Source organism: Mesorhizobium sp. M0136 (genome assembly GCF_040322515.1).
Classification (GTDB): Bacteria; Pseudomonadota; Alphaproteobacteria; order Rhizobiales; family Rhizobiaceae; genus Mesorhizobium.
In genome coordinates, this window is sequence record NZ_JAMYTP010000010.1 from 135178 (window position 1) to 152546 (window position 17369).

Here is a 17369-nt window from a genome sequence, read left to right on the forward strand (position 1 = left end):
ACTCAGTAGCCACTCTGACGGTCCTCTCAGTCGTTCAAGACAATCTCGGCACTGTGGTCCAGGCGGGACTTGATCGCCTCCCAGCCTGGCATGGAGCGCGTGAGAAGGCGGAAGAACTCGGGGCTGTGATTGTGTTCCCTTAGATGGCAAAGCTCGTGGGTGATCACGTAGTCGACCGCCTCGCGCGGAGCCTTGACCAGGAACGGATTGAGGGTGACCGAACCGCCGGTCGCGCAGCTTCCCCATTGCCGCTTCATGTCGAGCAGCCGGAAAGGCGGCGGCTCCTGGACCCAGGGCAGCGCCTTGGAAATTGCCTCGATGCGGCCGGCGAAGTAGTCCCGCGCCTTGACGCGATACCAGGCCCGCAAGCGAGCCCGGAGCGCCGCTTTGTCGGTGTTCTCCGTCGCGACGATGAGGAGGCCACGCTTCAGCTTGATGGACCGCTCTGCCTTGGGCACCTGGATCACCTTCAGGACATGGCGGCGGCCGAGATAGAGCGCCTGCTCGCCGCTGACATATTGCCGTGGCAGGACATGTTCGAAGCGCTTTCGCGCATCGTTGACGTGCCGGAGAACCCAGCGGGCGCGTTTCATCACGGCCTTGCGGATGGCCTCCTCGCTGGCGTCCTCGGGGGCCTCGACCTCGACGGCTCCATCCGGATGGACATGGATGGCAATGCGCTCGCGCCGGGCTGGGTCGATCCGCACGGCATAGGCGATGTTTTGGTCGCCATAGCGCAGCGTCGACAGGTTGCGCTCAGAGAGTGCCACGGGACGCCCCCAGGCGAACGATCTCCACGATCCGGTCTACCAGCGCCCCGGCTTTGTCCAGCCCTCCCAGCGCCTTGAAATAGCGCGGCAGGAGCCTAGTCCTGATGTCGGCCTCGATGTTGGCCGGATTGATCGAGAACGTCGCTACCGCATTGCTCACGATCCCGTCAATGTGAAAGGCCTCGGCGACAAGCCAGTCCTCACCCCGATCCCGCGCGGCGACCTCGCCTAGGACAATCGGGAACAAACCGAAATAGGCCTGCGCATGCGGATTGTCCGGGAAGCGGTCGGGGACATGAGGGTTGGCCCGCATCCGCGCCTTCTCCTCAAGGTCCTTGAACAGGATGTATTGTTTGTGCGGGTGATCGAAAAGGGATTCTGCCTCCTTGATCGCCTGCCGTAACAGGTCAGAAAATACCGCCTGTGCATAAGGATCATCGGCGAGCGTCTGTTCGATGGTCTTGGTCAGTCGTGTCTTGATGACATCGGTCTCGGCGCGGACCTTGTCGTCGCTCCACCCTGACGCATCATAGCCGGCCTGCTTGTGGTCCGTGAAGCCAGTAAGGTCGATAACTCCTTCCGACTCCCTGATCTCGACGCCGACGACCTGCTTGTCGACCAGCTTGCGTATCTGCTCCTCATAGGCCGAAAAGTCGACCGTCTCCATGGCGTCCTGCTTGGCCTGGATACGCAACTCGGTGAAGAACTTCAGATCCTTTTTATAGCCGGCGATCGTCGCCTCGCTGAAGGAGCCGTCCTCGAAGAAGGCGCGGGATGAAAGCGCCAGTTTCAGGCACATGCCGAACTCGGTCAGCGCGGCGTAGAAATCCTCGCGCACTTTCTGATTGCGATCGTGGCTTGTGCCGTCTTCGCCAAGAACCGAATCCGGGGTCAACACAAGGCGGAACTGCTCGCGGTCGCCCTTGTTCTTGACGCTGCCGAAAATTGCCCACAGCGAGGCATGGAGGCCAGGCAGGCGCTTGTACTCGGTCGCAACGCTGGCGAAGGTGCCTTCGATGTCCTCGATGTCGTAGCCGCCCTGGGTGCGCTCGGCGAGGTCCTGGTAGTCCTTCAGCGACGTGTCGAGTTCTGTCAGGATGCCGCGATAGTCGATCAGGAAGCCGAACTGCTTGGCTTCATGCAGCCGGTTCACCCGCGCGATGGCCTGGAGCAGATTGTGTTCCTTGAGATATTTGTCGATGTATAGCACCGCATTGCGCGGCTCGTCGAAGCCGGTCAGCAGCTTGTCGACGACGATGAGGATGTCGGGCCTGCCGGGCGTGGCGAAATCCTCGATGACTCGCCGCTCGTATCCTTCCGCATCGTTGCCGACATTGGCCGCCCACCATTTCTGGACTTCCGGGGTCTTTGCCTCGTCGGTGTCCTCATGTCCTTCGCGCGTGTCGGGCGGCGAGATAATGACTGCGCTGGTAACAAGACCCGTGGCGTCGAGCGCCTGCTTGTAGCGGATTGCGGAGAGCTTGCTGTCGGTCGCGAGTTGCGCCTTCAGGCCGGTGCCAAGCTCCTTGAAATTCTGAGAGAAGTGCGTGGCGATGTCCCAGGCGATAAGGTCGATGCGATTGCCGGCGCGATAGACGCTGCCTCGGGTGGCGAACTTCTTCTTCAGGTCGGATTGCTGCTTCTCGGAGAGCCCCGTTGTCTTGTCGAACCATTTGTCGATCGCCTCGGCGTTCACGTCGACCACCGGCCGGCGCTCCTCGTAAAGAAGCGGCGTTACGGTCCCGTCCTCCACCGCCCGCTGCATGGTATAGGCGTGGAGGATCGGCCCGAACTTGTTCTGCGTCTTGTCGTCCTTCAGTAGCGGCGTCCCGGTGAAAGCGATGAATGCGGCGTTAGGCAGGGCCGTGCGCATCCGCTCATGGTTCTCACCGCCATGGCTGCGGTGCCCCTCGTCGACCAGCACGATGAGGTCTTCGGACGCGTTGTGGCATTCCTTGAAGCGTGTCGCCGAGTTGAACTTTTGAAGCAGCGTAAACATTATGCGCTCCGTGCCGGAGCCGATGCGCCGCGCCAGGTCGCGACCTGATGAGGCCTTGGCGTTCTCGCCGTCCTTCTTCGTCGCCACCGCAGAGCCGAAAGCGCCGCCCGCCATGAAGGTGCTCGACAGCTGGCGCTCCAGGTCGACCCGGTCGGTGATGACGATAATGCGGCAGCGGGCCAGCGCGTCGTGGATCAGCAGCGCCTTGAGCAGAAAGACCATGGTGAAGGACTTGCCCGAGCCGGTCGTATGCCAGATGACGCCGCCCTCGCGCCCGCCGTCGCGGTTGCGCTTTTCCATCCGCGCCAGCATCGACTTGATGCCGAACACCTGTGGGTAGCGGGCGGCGATCTTGCCCAGCTTGCTATCAAAGAGGAGGAAGTAGCGAACAAACTCAAGGAGACGATCGGGCCGCAAAAGGGAGGTGACGAGCCGATCCTGTCCGGTCGCGGCGACTGGATTCGACCAGAGGCCATCGAAGAAGGCGCGGACATGGGCCGGGCGCTCGGCGAAGAGGGCGGAATGTTGCTGGGCCGTCAGCCTCGCGTTCACCATTGAGTCGATGTCAGCGACAGGAAACTCCTCCTCGCGCCATAGCGACCAGAACTTTGCCGGGGTCTCGGTGGTGGCGTATTTGCCATCCTGCCCGGAGATGGAGAGGAGGAGCTGGGCATACGCATAGAGCGCGGGGATGCCGTCAGGCTTTTGGTTGCGGAGGTGCTGCGAGACCCCTTCGGCCAGCATCAGTTTTTCGGCATGGCTTCCTGTCGGGCGCTTGGCCTCAATGATAGCCAGCGGGATGCCGTTGACATAGAGCACGATGTCGGGCCGGAAGCGGCCATGCCCGCCCTCTCGTTCGACAGAAAGCTCCTCGGTGACGTGGAGGCGATTTGTTGCGGGGTTCGCGAAGTCGACCAGCGGCACGGTGACGGAATGCTTGTACCCGTCCGGCATGAACTCGGAGACGGTGACGCCAAGAGCGAGATGCTTCCAGACCCGCTCGTTGGCCGGCGTCAGCCCCTCATTGAGGCCAGTGTCATTGAGCGCCTTCAAGACCTGTGCGATGCCGCTGAGGGAGAGCGCATGGCTTGCGCCGCGATAGACGAAGCGCCAGGCTGAGAGATGGCCGCACAGCACCGTATCGAGCAACACTGCCCGTTCTCCGCCGCGCAGCTTCAAGCAGTCGGCCGGTGACAAATAGGACCAACCGAGCTTCATCATCAAAGCGAGTGCCGGAACCTTAGCCTGGGTTTCCTCGTCAGTCCGTGGGCGCTCGGGGGCGTTCACATTGTTACTCGCCGCTTGCCAGTAAGCAGTTGCTGCGTAAGACCTTTTTTCTCACATATCAATTTCGCGAGTTCCAGGCGATAGTCTTCTTCAATATTGGCGGCAATATTTAGTACGTCAGATATCTCAACCTGCTCACGATAGGGCGGCAACCGCGCAGAAATCTTAGATAGAGACTTCTTAGTTATATGTTTCATGCCTGTCCCATGCACCTTCGATCTCAGGTTATCGATTTCGAAACTGATGAGGTAAAAACCGAAATTGCGGTCGATATCTGTTCGCGGGACTACTTTGAAAATGTGTTGATTTAGGACCGCATCTTCATCCTTCCAAATGAATGTTTCCAAAGTGGCAGACCAAGATAACAAGAAGTCTCCGTAACGCACGAGGTGTTTATCCTCCACGTGGCCCGAAAACCGGTTCAGCGTATCGGTACTCTTGGTGAGATTCTGGATGCGGACAATTGGCAAGCCCGACACACCCCAGTCCGACGGCTTAAATGCTCTGCCGTTTACGAAGTCAAACGCATCGACCAGCAGAGATTCCCGCCAGTCATTGCTGACGTAACCATTTAGCCGTCGCTTGCCCTTGAGCAATTGCTGCATGAGAGCTCGCTTCTGGGCCTCTGCATTGGCTAGCAGCCTTTCGGTAGTCTCGATGGCCGCATCCCAGGTCGAGAGGATTTCAGCAATCCGTTTCTGTTCAGCGAGCGGGGGAATGTTGAATTCCCATCGAAACCAGCGATCCAGTTTGAAGATCATTTTTTCGATATGAACACCAATGCTCGAATGGAAGCAGGTCTGCTGGAAGTACGGTGTGTGCGACAGGTAGGCCAGAAATTGGTTGTCGAGATTGTCGTCGGGTTGCAGCACAGCATATTCATTGGAAACTATTGAGCCCGCGAATTGGCTTGGGACTAGGGCGCAGGCGCCATGCACGATCTGACGCTTTGATATGAGGAAGTCTCCTCGCTCAATCCGGAACTGAGATTTGACCGATATCTCTTTGCCCGTAAGATGCTCCCGTCGAACGATGCCGCCTCGCGCTCGCTTTACCGTCACAAGATCATAGACCTGTTCGTCCACCATCCGAACCGGCCGGCGAACTTCCTTCAGGAGCCGTCCCATAGGAATACGAGCCCAGCCCTCAGGGGTTCTCCTTATGGAAGGATGGCCCGGCTGAACCGTTGCGGGAAAGGCCGTCGCTTTGGATACGAAGTTCACGCTAACCCGATCTCCAGTAGGTATCTCTCCATCTTGGCCTCAAGCTCGGCGATCTCCGCGCTCAGCTTCAGCCGCTCAGTTCTCACCGCCGTGAGGTCGATCTCCTCCTCCGCCTCGAAGGTGTCGACATAGCGCGTAATGTTGAGGTTGAAGTCGTTGCCTGCGATCTCCTTGGTTGTCGCCAGATAGGCATATTTGTCGATGGAGACGCGGTCATCGAAGGCAGCGAATATCTTCAGTAGCTGCTCCTCGCCCAGCCGATTCTGGTTGGTGCCTTCCTCGTAGTCGCGGCTGGCGTCGATGAAGAGCACCGTGTCGTCGGGCTTTTTCTTGCGGAAGATCAGGATAGCGGCTGGAATGCCGGTGCCGAAGAATAGTTTTTCGGGCAGCCCGATGACCGTATCTAGAAGGTTCTCCTCGATCAACTTGCGGCGAATTTCGCCCTCGCTTGAGCCTCTGAAGAGAACGCCATGGGGCACCACAACGGCCATGCGGCCGGTGCGCGGCTTCATGGTCTCGATCATATGCAGGATGAAGGCATAGTCGCCCTTGGTCTTCGGCGGCAGGCCCCGACGAAAGCGGCCGAAGCGATCGGTGGCGGCCTTTTCGGCACCCCATTTGTCGAGGCTGAAGGGCGGGTTGGCGACGACTACGTCGAAATGGCGCAACTGGTCGTCCGCCGTGCGCAGCTTTGGGTTGCCGATGGTGTCGCCCCATTCGATCTGGTGGTTGGTCTCGCCATGCAGGAACATGTTCATCTTGGCCAGCGCCCATGTCGAGCCGATCGCCTCCTGACCATAGAGCGCGTATTTCCTGGAACCGGTATGCAGCGCGATTTCCCGGCCGCATTTCATCAAGAGCGAGCCAGAGCCGCATGTCGGATCGCAGATGTCGTCGCCTTCCTGGGGCTCAACCAGCCGCGCCATCAAGGTGGAGACTTCGGCCGGGGTATAGAACTCGCCCGCCTTCTTGCCGGCCGATGCTGCGAAGCGGGAGATGAGATATTCGTAAGCGCCGCCGATGATATCGAGGCTGCCGACCCGGCTTGGCCTTAGGTCCAGGCTGTCCTTGGCGAAGTCCTCCAGCAGCATCCGCAAGATATCGTTCTTCTGCTCTTCGTCGCCCAGCTTGTTGGCGTTGAAGGAGATGTCCTGGAAAACGTCGCGGAGCTTGTTGCCGTTCGCCTCTTCGATCGCTTGGAGCGCGGTGTCGATGCGCTCGCCATTGCCGGCCTTATGTCGGTCGCGGTGGAGATCATAGAAGCTCGCGCCTTTCGGCAGCACGAACTGCTCGTTCTTCATCAGGGCCTCGATCAGGTCGGGATGGTCGCCGTGCTCCTTGCGGTAGGTCTCGTAGTGATCCTTCCACACATCGGAGATGTATTTCAGGAACAACATGGTCAGCACGTAGTCCTTGTAGACCGACGCGTCGACCGTGCCCCTGAAGGTGTCGCAGGCAGCCCACGCCGCCTTGTTGATTTCTGCTTGTGTAACTTTGCCAGCTGCCATCATGCCCCCCTATCGAATCGGTGGAATACATCAGCCCAACGCTGGCTTTGCAATCTCAAATGCACCGCGCATTCATATCGGGTTGGCCTGTTGAGAGGGGCAAAAAATGAAGGCGTTTGCAAGTCTGGAACTCAATCGGCCTCAAGTGACTTCTTCGTCAACAGACCCCGAAGGGAGCGCCCCGTGCCCGCACCGCCCGAAATGGATGTCGTTCTCGAAAAGTTGCCGTTGAGGATCGGCGCCTACATACCTGACGACCTGCTGGAGGACTGGTTTGCGCCGGGAACGGGCATGAACCCGGTCAGCAAGGAGGCGCTTGCCGCCGCCAAGAATTACGGTTGGCGCTTCGAATGCGACTTCAAGCACTACCCCGACCGCAAGGAAGGCGTGTTCTGGAAGTGGGTGCCGGCGATCTGACCGGCGCTAGACGGTTCATCGTTTTACGGAAACGCAGAACCGGTCTATCTTTTTTGACGCAATTCCGGACGGAAAACCGTTTCGCACTTTTCCTGGAATTGCTCTAGCATCAGCCTATCGGCGTCGTCACCTTGCCGGTTCCGCCGCATTCGGGGCAGGTTCGGCCGTCGATCATGCCTGACCCTGCACAGCGGCGGCAAATGTTCTCGCCAGCGCCGGGGACGCCTGCCGGAACCTCGTCCATGTTGGTTTGAGCGGCTTGCCGGGGCTTGCCCTGCAGCTTGTTTCTCAACCGGGCGACCCAGCCTTCGTCGACCTCGAGCGGCCTGCTGCTATCGTCCGGCAGGCCTACGCCGGATTGGCCGATGGTTTCATTGCGCGGCCGGTCGTTCGCGCCTGTCGTGATCTTCTGAGCCATTGCCGTTGCCTTTACGCCTTGCAATTTTTCGAACGCCTCAGCTCCGCAGAGGTTCCGGTTGCGGCCAGCCGCCTTCAGCCGGGTTTTGCCCGCGCCGGCCGGCGGCCGCGGCTGGTGAGGATGGTGGGAAGCGTGACCGGACGAAAATCCCAGCTGTCGACACCGACGTCATACTGGCGCGTGACCGGGGTGAGCCGGCCGTGCGAATGGCCATGCAGGTCGATTGATTTCCGGCCGATCTGGTTCCAGGTGCGAAAAGGATAGTGGCAAAGGATCAGCAGGCTGCCGTCGAGGCTCAGCTCCCTGTAGTGTTGCGTGCTCGCCCAACCCGTCGCGTCAATGGTGGCCGCAGCATCGTTGTTGCCGATGATCAAGTGCTTGCTGCCATGAAGAGACGCCAGCAGCGACGACACGAAGGACGCCGAGCCCTTGGCAAAATCGCCGAGGTGCCAGACCTCGTCGTCCGGGCCGACAGTCTCGTTCCAGAACGCAATGAGCGCCCGATCATGCTCCGCCAGCGAGCCGAACGGGCGGCGATCAATGCGCAAAATGCGCGGGTCGCTGAAATGCGTGTCGGCGGTGAAGTAGATCATGCGCGCTCGCTGGGGGCCGTTGTCGAACTGCCGCGCATGTAGGCGCGTGGCGCACCAAGTCCATCTTGCTCTCTCCAATGCTTGCTCAACCCGCTCGATCGCCGGTTGTTCCTGTAAGCAGGCCCAGGTGGCTTCCGCTTGTTGGAACTTTAAGAAGGGAGAACTTTAAGAGGGGGAACTTTGAAACGGGGGAACTTTGGAATGAGACGCAGGTTAGAATGCTTGAGGCCGATGCTCTGAAAGGACCTCGACGATGACCGACGCAGCACCTGTTGGGCGAAGCCCGGCTCAAGCGCGGGGCGATATCGACGCCGGACGCGGAGGGGATAAGACACCGGGAATCGACCCAGCCGCGGCTCCCATGGAGACGGACGCGGAATCGGCCGGCAGCGTTCCGGCAAACGATCGGTCTGCGCCTCATGAAAAGGAGTTCACCAACCAGGCGAGCTATGCCAATGCGATGCGCCCGCTGAACGATGCGCCCGACGTCCAACCGAGCAGATATGGGCCAGTCATGGTGATTGCCGCCATCGTCGTGCTCGCCGCTGCGGTTTTCATCGGCGCAGCCATGCTGCGCTGAATACAACGCAATGGCTGGACATTTTGCTTCCGGTCCGAGAATTTGCTGACGCGCCAGGTTGAGGCGCGATCAGTCCGGTGCACGTGACCACGAACCACGAATTCTTTGCCCGAGACGCCACCACCGTGGCGCGCGACATGATTGGCGCGGCGCTGCTTTTGCACGGCGTTGGCGGCATCATCGTCGAGACCGAGGCCTATCGCCCCGATGACCCGGCTTCGCATGCTTTCGGTGGCAGGACGGTGCGCAATGGCGCAATGTTCGGCACCCCGGGCAGCGCCTATGTCTATCGCTCCTATGGCCTGCACTGGTGTCTCAATGCCGTGTGCCTGCCCGGCAGCGCCGTGCTCATCCGCGCAATCGAACCGCAATCCGGGCTGGAGGTGATGCGGGCCAATCGCGGCATTGACGACCCCCGGCTGCTTTGCTCGGGACCGGGTCGCCTTTGCCAGGCGCTGGCAATCGACAAATCCCATGACGGGCTGCCACTGGACGCGCCGCCATTCGAATTCAGGCAGCCGGGCGACGCCAGCGCCATTCTTACAGGCCGCCGGATCGGCATTTCCAAGGCTGTCGATGCCGAGTGGCGGTTCGGGCTGCGCGGCTCGGATTATCTGAGCCGCAAATTCTGACGCCTGCGGCAGCGGCAGAGCAGCTGCCTGGCATCACTCGTCGGGTTTACCGAGATGCATGGGTGTTGCCTGCTGGCGGGCTTCCCTGGTCACCTCGTCGGCTCCGGCAGGTGAAATCCCCCGCAACGCCTTCGCGGCTTCGACCAGGCGGCCGCGATCATTGCCGAAGCTCTTGATCAGCTGGCGGACCTGGTCGGCGGTGATGCCGTTCTGCTGGGCAAAATACTCGACTTCACGGTCGTCTTCCGCCGAAACGCGATCGCGGTCGCGGAAATCTCGCTTGCTCTTGTCGTCGGCCATTTCTTCCTCCTGGTGGAGCTTCGCATCAACGGCAACGTGGGCAAGCGGCTTTCGTTGCCGCGACCAGGCGGACTTTTGCGCCGTTGAGCCGACTGACCAGGAACCATGAGGCGAGCAGCCGGTTTGGCTTGGATGCAGCAGCCACCAATTCATACCGATGGAGATTACGATGACGCTCGCAAGCAAAACCACTGTAGTTGCCGCGGTGCTGGCCATGTTGGCCGCGCCGGCATTCGGCCAGACGAGCCCGCCCGCGCCCGCAGCTCCGGCGCCCGGAATGAGCGGGCAGAGCCAGGATGCCATGCGCGATATGATGCGCCAGATGATGACCGAGATGCTGGAGGAGAGAATGCAAGAGGATCGCGCGCCCCGGGCGGAACGGCGCGGTCGCGACCGCTGGCATCACGACTACAGGATGGGCCCGCCTGACCGAGATTGGGAGACGGGAGGCCGCGGTGGCATGGGACGCGGGATGCACGGCGCGAGGATGCGAATGATGTTCGCCATAGTAGATGCCGACGGCGATGGCGCGCTTTCCCAGAGCGAAGTCCAGGATTTCGTCGGGCGGATATTCAACGCCGTCGATGAGGACGGTGACGGCAGCGTCGACATGCAGGAAATCCGGTCCTTCTTTCACGGAGGCGGCGCGGAGGATCAGGAGTAAGTCCCTAGCGGTCGGCGAGGAAGCCCTGTCTGGGCAGCGCCACCTACGTCGGCCGGGAAGATGAAAACCGCCGCTGGCAACGGGATACCAGGCTGTCAGCCGGGGAGATCCGTTCCTTGGCTGGCATTCGAACGCCGGCGGACCAATCAGACCAGCAGGGATTCGTTGGCCATGACAGAGAAAATTACGGAGAAAACTCCGACCATCGCCCGTATCTGGCGCGGCAGAACAATGCCTGAAAAGGCGGATGCCTACGAGAGTTACAATTACGAAGTCGGCATCAAGCCGCTGATCGAGAAGGCCCTGGGCGTGCAGACCTTTCGCGAGGACACGCCCACCCATTCGGAATTCGTGACGATCTCCTATTGGGAAAATGTCGAGGCGATGGCGGCATTCACCGGTGGCGATCCGACAAAAATCCATCATCTGGAGCGGGACGAAGAGTTCCTGATCGAGCTGCCGTCGCGGGTGCAGGTGCTGCGCATCCGCACCAGTCACGGTCGCCTGCAATAGCCCTGGTGAGCGCCGCCCGCCTGATCTAGGAAATCGCCGTCAGGTCGATCTCGGTAATGTGCCAGCGGCCGAGATTTGCGGTGTAGAGCTTATCGCCCTTGAAGGCGATGTTGGTGGGATGGGCGAGCGTGGTTGCCGCCGGATCCTCGATCAGCACCTCGAGCCCGCTATCTTGTCGCCAGCGATAGATGCGGCTCGGCTCGTAGCACGAGATGAACAGCGAACCGTCCGGCGCCACGGCGACGCCATCGGGGACGTTGTTCACGCCGTCCACGACGAGCTGGCGAGGTCCTGCCGTGCCGTCGGCACGGATCGGCACATAGCTGACGCAGGCCGCGTGGCTTTCCACGACGTAAAGCCCATTGCCATCCGGCGCCAACGCCATGCCGTTGGCGAAGGCCATGGCCTCGCGGCACCACAGGCCGCCTTCGCCGGTCTTCAGATCATAGCGGAAGATACCGGAACGGTTGTCTTCGCCGAGGCTATCGGAGACATAGAGCCAGCCGCGCGCCTCGTCGACGATCGGATAATTCGGCACGCGGATGCCGGCCGAAGCGAAGCGTTGCATCTCGGCCACCGCGGCATCCCAGCGAAAGACCGCCGCATGTCTGAGATCGCAAGCAAAGCAGTTGCCTGCGCTATCGAAAGCGATGCCAAGCAGAAAGCCCTCCGTGCCGCCCATGCGTTCGACCGAGCTGCCATCGGCGGCCAGCCGCAACAGGTCGCCGGTTTCGGTGCCGCACCAGATCGAGCCGTCGCGATGGATGGCCACGCCTTCAGCATGCGCGACGCGCGGGCTGGTGAAGATGCCGTCGAAGAAGACCTTCGCGGCCGACATTTCGAGCAACGGCTTTGCCATGCGCCGCCCCCTCTTCAGCCTGTTTCGGTATGCGATTGCTGCGCGGCGATGCAGCGCTCGACCATGATGCGGTCGGCGGCGAGGATCTCGGCGATCAGCGCGCCGCGCTCCTTGGCGCTGACGAATTCCAGTCGCCGCAGGCCGAGCGGGTCGATCCGGTTTCGCAGGACATCGAGCGTTTCGTTCGCGGGCAGCGGAACGTCGCGGCAATCGGCAGCGAATACCAGAGCAAAGCCGGTGGCATCTTGGATCTGCCGGCGGGTCACGCCCGGCATCGTCTCGACGACTACCAATTGCCGGCTCTCCCGGTCGAGCCGAAACACGCAAAGGTCGGTGAACAGCAATGCCGCGCCGGTCCGGTAGCCCATCGGCTCGCGTTCGGCCTGCGTCAACAGTCCGCGCGCCGAACTGGCGATCTCGACCCTCTCGACCAGCGACTGCACCGAATGGCGGGGGACGTAGAGCAGATAATCGCGGTGCATGTTGGCGACATCGGCCATGCCGCCTTGCCCGGGCAGCCGGATGGCGCTGCCATCGCGTTTGCGCAAGGCTATGGTGTTGACGCGGCCGCGTCGATCGACCTGCGCGGCACCGACGATCTCATGCGTAACCGCGCCGGCCTGATAGTAGGTCGAATAGGTGTCGTCGCCGCCGGCATGCGCCACCGCCGTTTCGCAATCGAGGCTTTCGATCAGCGACAGGATCATCGGGCTCGGCGCGATGTCGAGATGGCCGCAACTCATGGTGGCGATGATCATGTCCGGCGCGTGCGCCGCTTTGGCCAGCCGATAGGCGACATTGGCCAGCGGCGACACCGCGCCGGCACTGGCAAAGCTGTCATTGTCGAGTTCGGCGGCGATGCGAGCGGCGATGATCTCGTCGATGGACGCCTGCTTTTCACCGTGCACGAGCCCGGGCATGGCGAGGACTGTCTCAGCCCGGACTTTTGCAGCGTCTTGAACCCGCTCCGGCACGCCTTCCGAAGGCATGCTCAGGCTGTCCGACAAAGGTGTTTCCTTGGCCGCGAACGTCCCCGCCAACGCTTGATAATCCGTCACATAGAATGGCAGGCAGGAAGCGGGATAGGCGCCGCCCGGCGCCAGCGCTATGGCCGACACCTGATTGCGGGTCAAAATGCTTTGCCGGCCGTCATGCCGCAGCGCCCCGACCGGGACAATTTCCTCAACCGTGACCAGCACCTGGCGCGCCGCGCCGGCCATGGCGAAATCCAGCGCCCGCGGCCCGATGATCTGGACATTGCCGCTCTCGTCGGCGCGCTGGGCATGGACGACGAACGTGTCGAGCCGCAAGGCGGGGATGAATCCGATCTCGGTTCTGGCAATGGGATCTGGCACGGCGATCGCGCCCGGCACGCGCGCCAGCATGTCCGAGCCCTCGGGAAGCTGAAACAGCATCGACGGCAGGTTCTGCTGCGCCGCCCGCAGCGCCTGGATCATGGCCAGCGCCGTCCAGTCGCGGACCGGCACGACATTTGTCTCGGCGGCCGCGCGGAAGCGCGGCGGCAAGCCAAAAATGTCGAGGCTGGAAAAGCAGATGTCGATCTCCGCCACGGCATCCGCTTCGAGGAGCAGTTCGAGCGGCAGGCCGCCGGCCCAGCAGACATAGCGTAGGCCCTCGACGCCCGAGCGGGCGATGGCGCGCAGCAGGGCGATCGGCAACCGGGCAAAATGATGCCCGCCGACGCCGAAGACATCGCCGCCGCCGACCATCGCGGCCAGGCTCTCGACATCGGTGAAGCGCGGCCGGTTCGGCTTGACCAGGGATGTCATTGCCCAGCCTTCGCCCGCGCGGCACTTTTTTCGGCAAACGCCTTCACCCGCTGCTGGCCGGTCTCGCTACGATAAAGCCGGCCCAGTACGTCGCGCTCCATGGCAAGGCCTCTCGCCAAGTCGCCCGACACGGCGTGCGCTGTAAGCGCCTTCAATGCCTCGATCGCGGCAGCCGGTTCGGCGGCTATCATGCCGGCGAGTTCCAGCGCCCGCGGCATCAGCCGTTCGGCGTCGACAATCTCGTTGACCAGCCCGGCGCCTACGAACTCGGAAGCCGGCACGATGGCGCCGGTCATCAGCAGCAGACTGGCGCGGTTGCGGCCGAGCTTTTGGACGCTGCGCTGCGTGCCGCCGCCGCCGGGGACCAGCCCGAGCTTGATCTCGGGCAGGCCGAGCTTCGCGAACTGGTTGGCGATGACGATGTCGCAGCACAGCACCAGCTCCATGCCGCCGCCGAGCGCAAAACCGTTGACCGCGGCGATGACCGGCTTGCGGTTGTTCTCGACCGCCGCATACATGCGGGTGCCGGCAGCCTGGAAGGCATCGAACTCGGCAGCTGTCTGGGCGGCGTATTCCTTGATGTCGGCGCCGGCCATGAAGCCGCGCCCCTCGCCGGTCACCACGATCGCGCCGACCCCGTCATCCCGCGACAGCACCTCGAAAACATCGGTGATCTCGCTTTGCATCAGCCGGTTCATGGCGTTGAGCTGATCGGCGCGCCGGAAGGTGACGACTGCGACGCGCCCGGATATTTCCAAGCTGAGTGTCTGGTAAACGCTCATCGTCAGACAGCATCCACGGTCATGTCGCCGGACGCCTCAAGCGCTGCAATCTCGCCGCTGGAGAGGCCGAACTCGGCCAGTATCTCGCGGCTATGCTGGCCGACCAGCGGCGCCGGCCGCTCTATGGTGGGCGGCGTCTCGCTCATCTTGACCGCCGGTGCGACCACCCTGACCTTACCGCCGCGCGGATGATCGTAGCTGGTGATCATGCCCAAGTGCTTGACCTGCGGGTCCTCGGCTGCGCGCCTTATGTCCTTCACCTCGGCACACCAGATGTCGACTGCCAGCAGCCGCGCCAGCAGGTCCTGCGTGGCAAACTTCCTGGTTTCGGCGTTGACTTTGTCGAACACCTCGTCGCGTTTGTCGAACAGCGTCTTCAGATCATCGTAGACAGCAAGCTGCGGCGCCTCCAGCACTTCATACAGCGTCTTGAACGGGCTCATGGCGATCGACACATAGCCACCGTCCTTCGCTTCGTAGATACCGAACGGCGCCTGCATGCCGGGGTGGCCGATGCCTGATTTCGGACGCACGAAATCCTCGCCGAGATTGAGCACGGCGACATATTCCTGATTGAGGTGCGCCAGCATCCCGGCCAGCAGATTGACCTCGATCTTCTGGCCCTTGCCGGTCTTCTCGCGATAGTAGAGCGCCGACAATATGCCGTAGACCATGTTCATGGCGCCGATCTGGTCGGCGAGGCCGGCACCGGCCGGGACAGGAGCCTGATCGCCGCGGCCGGTGTTGGAGATCAGCCCGGACAGCCCCTGGATCAGCATGTCCTGGCCGGGACGCTCGACATAGGGGCCTTCCTCGCCATAACCGGAGCCAGAGCAATAGATGATGGCGGGGTTGACAGCCTTGAAATCCTCGTAGCCATAGCCGAGCCTGGCGAGCACGCCGGGGCGGAAATTCTGCACCACCACGTCCGCCTTCTTGGCCATGTCCATGATGATGGCATGCACCTTGCGGCTTTTCAGGTTGAGCGCGATGGAGCGCTTGTTGCGGTTCCAAGCGAGGAAATTCGGGCTTTCGGAGCCGCCGACCCATTTGGCGAAGAAGGTCATGCCGCGGAACATGTCGCCGGCGCCTGAACGCTCGATCTTGATGACGTCGGCGCCCATGTCGCCGAGCAGTTGCGTGGCGAACGGCCCCTGCAGCAGATGGCTGAAATCGAGGATGCGGACGCCTTCGAGGGCCTTGTTCATTTTTGTCTCATTGGTTGTCAAAGCAGGTCGGGTACGTAGCGGGGTGCCGCGGTGAGGCCGCCGTCGACGCGCAGGTCCGTACCGGTGGTGAAGCCGGCGGCGTCGGAGGCGAGATAGACGGCGGCTTCTGCCACTTCGGACGGTTTGCCGATGCGACCGAGCGGATGCATTTTCACCCAGGCCTTGGCGAGATTGCCGCCGATCTCCTTGATCAGTTTGTCGTTCATCGGCGTGTTGATGGTTCCGGGCGAGATCGAGTTGACGCGGATGTTGAGCGGGCCGAACTCGACCGCCATCTGACGCGTCATCGCCATCACCGCGCCCTTGGCGCCGGCATAGGCGGTCCAGCCGTCGAGCCCGATATGCCCTTGCGCCGAGGCCATGTTGATGATCGAGCCCGATTTCTGCGCGATCATATGCGGCAGCGCATATTTGCAGCCGCGGAACACGCTGGTCAGGTTGACCGCGATCAGCCGGTGCCACTGCTCGTCGGTCATCTCATGGACCGGCATGCCGCCGATGGCGAGGGCGGCATTGTTGACCAGAATGTCGAGATGGCCGGTCCTGCCGACGGCGCCGTCTACCAGGGCGGCGATGTCGGCCTCCTCCGCCACGTCGCAATGGATGTAGTCGGCGCGGTGGCCGGCGGCGCGCAGCTCGGCTGCGAATTTTTCGCCCTTCTCATCATCGATGTCGCCGAGGAAGACGTGCGCGCCCTCACTCGCCATTGCCTCGCTGATCGCATGGCCGATGCCGTCGGCGGCGCCGGTGACGATTGCGGTTTTCCCTTTGAGACGATCCATGTCAGACTCCAATGGCGCGCCGGCGCTTCGCTTCGTCGAAAGCGACGGCGGCTATGATGATCATGCCGGTGATGACCAATTGCCATTCGGTCGGCAGGCCGAGCCCGCGCAGCCCGTTGGACAGGAACTGCAGGATCAGCACGCCGAGCGCCATGCCGGTCAGGCTGCCGATGCCGCCGGCAAGGCTCACCCCGCCGAGCACGGTGGCGGCGACGACCTGGAACTCGAAATTCAGCCCGGCTGTATGCTGCGCCGAGCCGACGCGGGCGGCCAGGATAATGCCGGCTACCGTTGCCAGCAGCGCGCTGATGATGAAGCAGATGAACTTGACACGGCGCACGTCGTAGCCTGCCAGCCGTGCCACTTCCGGATTGCCGCCGACGGCATAGATCTGCCGTCCGAACGGCCGGTGCTGCATCACGTAGGCGAAGACGGCGAGCAGAACGATGGCAATGACAGCCGAATAGGGAACGACGTTGAACAGGCGACCGTCCGACAGCGCGATGAAGCTGTCGAGCGCTGCATCGTCGGGGATGGCGCGCTGGCCGGTGTAGAAGTAGACACCGCCGCGCATGATGAACATCGTGCCCAGGGTCACGATCAGCGAGTTGATGCCGGCATAGGCCGTCAGATAACCATTCACAACGCCGATGATCAGCCCGAACAGCAACGCGCCGCTGATGCCGAGCACAAGCGAGCTGGTGTCGTTCATGATGATGATCAGCGGCAGCGCGATCGTCGCCAGCAGCGACCCGATCGAGATGTCGACCTCGCCGGAGATGAAGACGATGGCGCAGCCTATGCCGGCTGTCAGTGCTAGCGAAGCCTGACCGAGCACATTGGTGATGTTGCGCACAGAGAAGAAATTCTCGGCGGTGAAGGAAAAGAACGCGATCACCAGGATGAGGCAGAGGAGCAATGCCACTTCCTGCCGTGCGACGAGCCGTGCCAGCATGGACGGCCCAGCTTTCATCGTGTCGGTGCTTGCCAGGCTCATCACTTGGTCCCTTTGCGAAGCGTCAT

At 62.0% G+C, this 17369-nt stretch carries 18 protein-coding genes; 5 read left to right on the forward strand and 13 right to left on the reverse strand.

The window, feature by feature from the left end:
• Positions 1–26: 26 nt before the first annotated feature.
• From NKJ35_RS14605 to NKJ35_RS14620, 4 genes are read right to left on the reverse strand one after another with little or no spacing between them, the layout of a single operon-like run.
• The gene (locus tag NKJ35_RS14605) at positions 27–770 is read right to left on the reverse strand and encodes a M48 family metallopeptidase (protein ID WP_352647873.1); all 744 of its coding nucleotides are present in this window, start codon (positions 768–770) and stop codon (positions 27–29) included.
• The gene (locus NKJ35_RS14610) at positions 757–4056 is read right to left on the reverse strand and encodes a type I restriction endonuclease subunit R (protein ID WP_352647875.1); all 3300 of its coding nucleotides are present in this window, start codon (positions 4054–4056) and stop codon (positions 757–759) included. The genes NKJ35_RS14605 and NKJ35_RS14610 overlap by 14 nt, the downstream gene beginning before the upstream one ends.
• The gene (locus NKJ35_RS14615; RefSeq protein ID WP_352647877.1) at positions 4053–5279 is read right to left on the reverse strand and encodes a restriction endonuclease subunit S; all 1227 of its coding nucleotides are present in this window, start codon (positions 5277–5279) and stop codon (positions 4053–4055) included. Before NKJ35_RS14615 ends, NKJ35_RS14610 begins: the two co-directional genes overlap by 4 nt.
• The gene (locus NKJ35_RS14620; RefSeq protein WP_352647879.1) at positions 5276–6787 is read right to left on the reverse strand and encodes a type I restriction-modification system subunit M; all 1512 of its coding nucleotides are present in this window, start codon (positions 6785–6787) and stop codon (positions 5276–5278) included. The genes NKJ35_RS14615 and NKJ35_RS14620 overlap by 4 nt, the downstream gene beginning before the upstream one ends.
• Positions 6788–6970: 183 nt before the next feature.
• On the opposite strand from NKJ35_RS14620, the gene NKJ35_RS14625 reads away from it, so the two are divergent.
• Positions 6971–7204 carry a hypothetical protein gene (locus tag NKJ35_RS14625; RefSeq protein WP_254815811.1) on the forward strand — a complete coding sequence of 78 codons (234 nt, stop codon included), beginning with the start codon at positions 6971–6973 and terminating at the stop codon, positions 7202–7204.
• A gap of 109 nt (positions 7205–7313) precedes the next feature.
• On the opposite strand, the gene NKJ35_RS14630 is transcribed toward NKJ35_RS14625, so the two are convergent.
• The gene (locus NKJ35_RS14630; protein WP_352648025.1) at positions 7314–7622 is read right to left on the reverse strand and encodes a hypothetical protein; all 309 of its coding nucleotides are present in this window, start codon (positions 7620–7622) and stop codon (positions 7314–7316) included.
• Positions 7623–7696: 74 nt separating this feature from the next.
• Entirely contained in the window at positions 7697–8215 is a 519-nt protein-coding gene (locus NKJ35_RS14635) for a metallophosphoesterase (RefSeq protein WP_352647882.1), read from the reverse strand.
• Positions 8216–8468: 253 nt separating this feature from the next.
• Between NKJ35_RS14635 and NKJ35_RS14640 the strand changes: the two genes are divergently transcribed.
• On the forward strand, positions 8469–8795 hold the full coding sequence (locus NKJ35_RS14640; protein WP_352647884.1) for a hypothetical protein: 327 nt from the start codon (positions 8469–8471) through the stop codon (positions 8793–8795).
• Between the two features lie 83 nt (positions 8796–8878).
• Positions 8879–9427 carry a DNA-3-methyladenine glycosylase gene (locus NKJ35_RS14645; RefSeq protein ID WP_352647886.1) on the forward strand — a complete coding sequence of 183 codons (549 nt, stop codon included), beginning with the start codon at positions 8879–8881 and terminating at the stop codon, positions 9425–9427.
• Between the two features lie 33 nt (positions 9428–9460).
• On the opposite strand, the gene NKJ35_RS14650 is transcribed toward NKJ35_RS14645, so the two are convergent.
• Positions 9461–9727 carry a DUF3606 domain-containing protein gene (locus NKJ35_RS14650; protein WP_352476970.1) on the reverse strand — a complete coding sequence of 89 codons (267 nt, stop codon included), beginning with the start codon at positions 9725–9727 and terminating at the stop codon, positions 9461–9463.
• 169 nt (positions 9728–9896) lie between these two features.
• Between NKJ35_RS14650 and NKJ35_RS14655 the strand changes: the two genes are divergently transcribed.
• Together NKJ35_RS14655 and NKJ35_RS14660 are read left to right on the forward strand one after the other, a co-directional pair.
• A complete protein-coding gene (locus NKJ35_RS14655) occupies positions 9897–10391 on the forward strand; it encodes an EF-hand domain-containing protein (protein ID WP_352647888.1) in 495 nt (164 codons plus the stop codon).
• A gap of 171 nt (positions 10392–10562) precedes the next feature.
• A complete protein-coding gene (locus NKJ35_RS14660; protein WP_352647891.1) occupies positions 10563–10904 on the forward strand; it encodes an antibiotic biosynthesis monooxygenase family protein in 342 nt (113 codons plus the stop codon).
• Positions 10905–10929: 25 nt separating this feature from the next.
• Here the strand turns inward: NKJ35_RS14660 and NKJ35_RS14665 are convergent, their stop codons facing one another.
• Genes NKJ35_RS14665 through NKJ35_RS14690 form a run of 6 tightly spaced genes read right to left on the reverse strand, consistent with a single transcriptional unit; the run spans position 10930 to position 17343 of the window.
• Positions 10930–11763, reverse strand: a complete 834-nt coding sequence (locus NKJ35_RS14665) for an SMP-30/gluconolactonase/LRE family protein (RefSeq protein ID WP_352647893.1) — start codon at positions 11761–11763, stop codon at positions 10930–10932.
• Positions 11764–11777: 14 nt separating this feature from the next.
• Positions 11778–13553, reverse strand: coding sequence for a CoA-transferase (locus tag NKJ35_RS14670; protein WP_352647895.1), 1776 nt, complete (start codon positions 13551–13553; stop codon positions 11778–11780).
• A complete protein-coding gene (locus NKJ35_RS14675) occupies positions 13550–14335 on the reverse strand; it encodes an enoyl-CoA hydratase/isomerase family protein (RefSeq protein WP_352647898.1) in 786 nt (261 codons plus the stop codon). Before NKJ35_RS14675 ends, NKJ35_RS14670 begins: the two co-directional genes overlap by 4 nt.
• A 2-nt stretch (positions 14336–14337) precedes the next feature.
• Entirely contained in the window at positions 14338–15543 is a 1206-nt protein-coding gene (locus NKJ35_RS14680) for a CaiB/BaiF CoA transferase family protein (protein ID WP_352647900.1), read from the reverse strand.
• Positions 15544–15560: 17 nt separating this feature from the next.
• A complete protein-coding gene (locus NKJ35_RS14685) occupies positions 15561–16346 on the reverse strand; it encodes an SDR family NAD(P)-dependent oxidoreductase (protein WP_352647903.1) in 786 nt (261 codons plus the stop codon).
• A 1-nt stretch (position 16347) separates the two neighbouring features.
• On the reverse strand, positions 16348–17343 hold the full coding sequence (locus NKJ35_RS14690; RefSeq protein ID WP_352647905.1) for an ABC transporter permease: 996 nt from the start codon (positions 17341–17343) through the stop codon (positions 16348–16350).
• Positions 17344–17369: the final 26 nt, after the last annotated feature.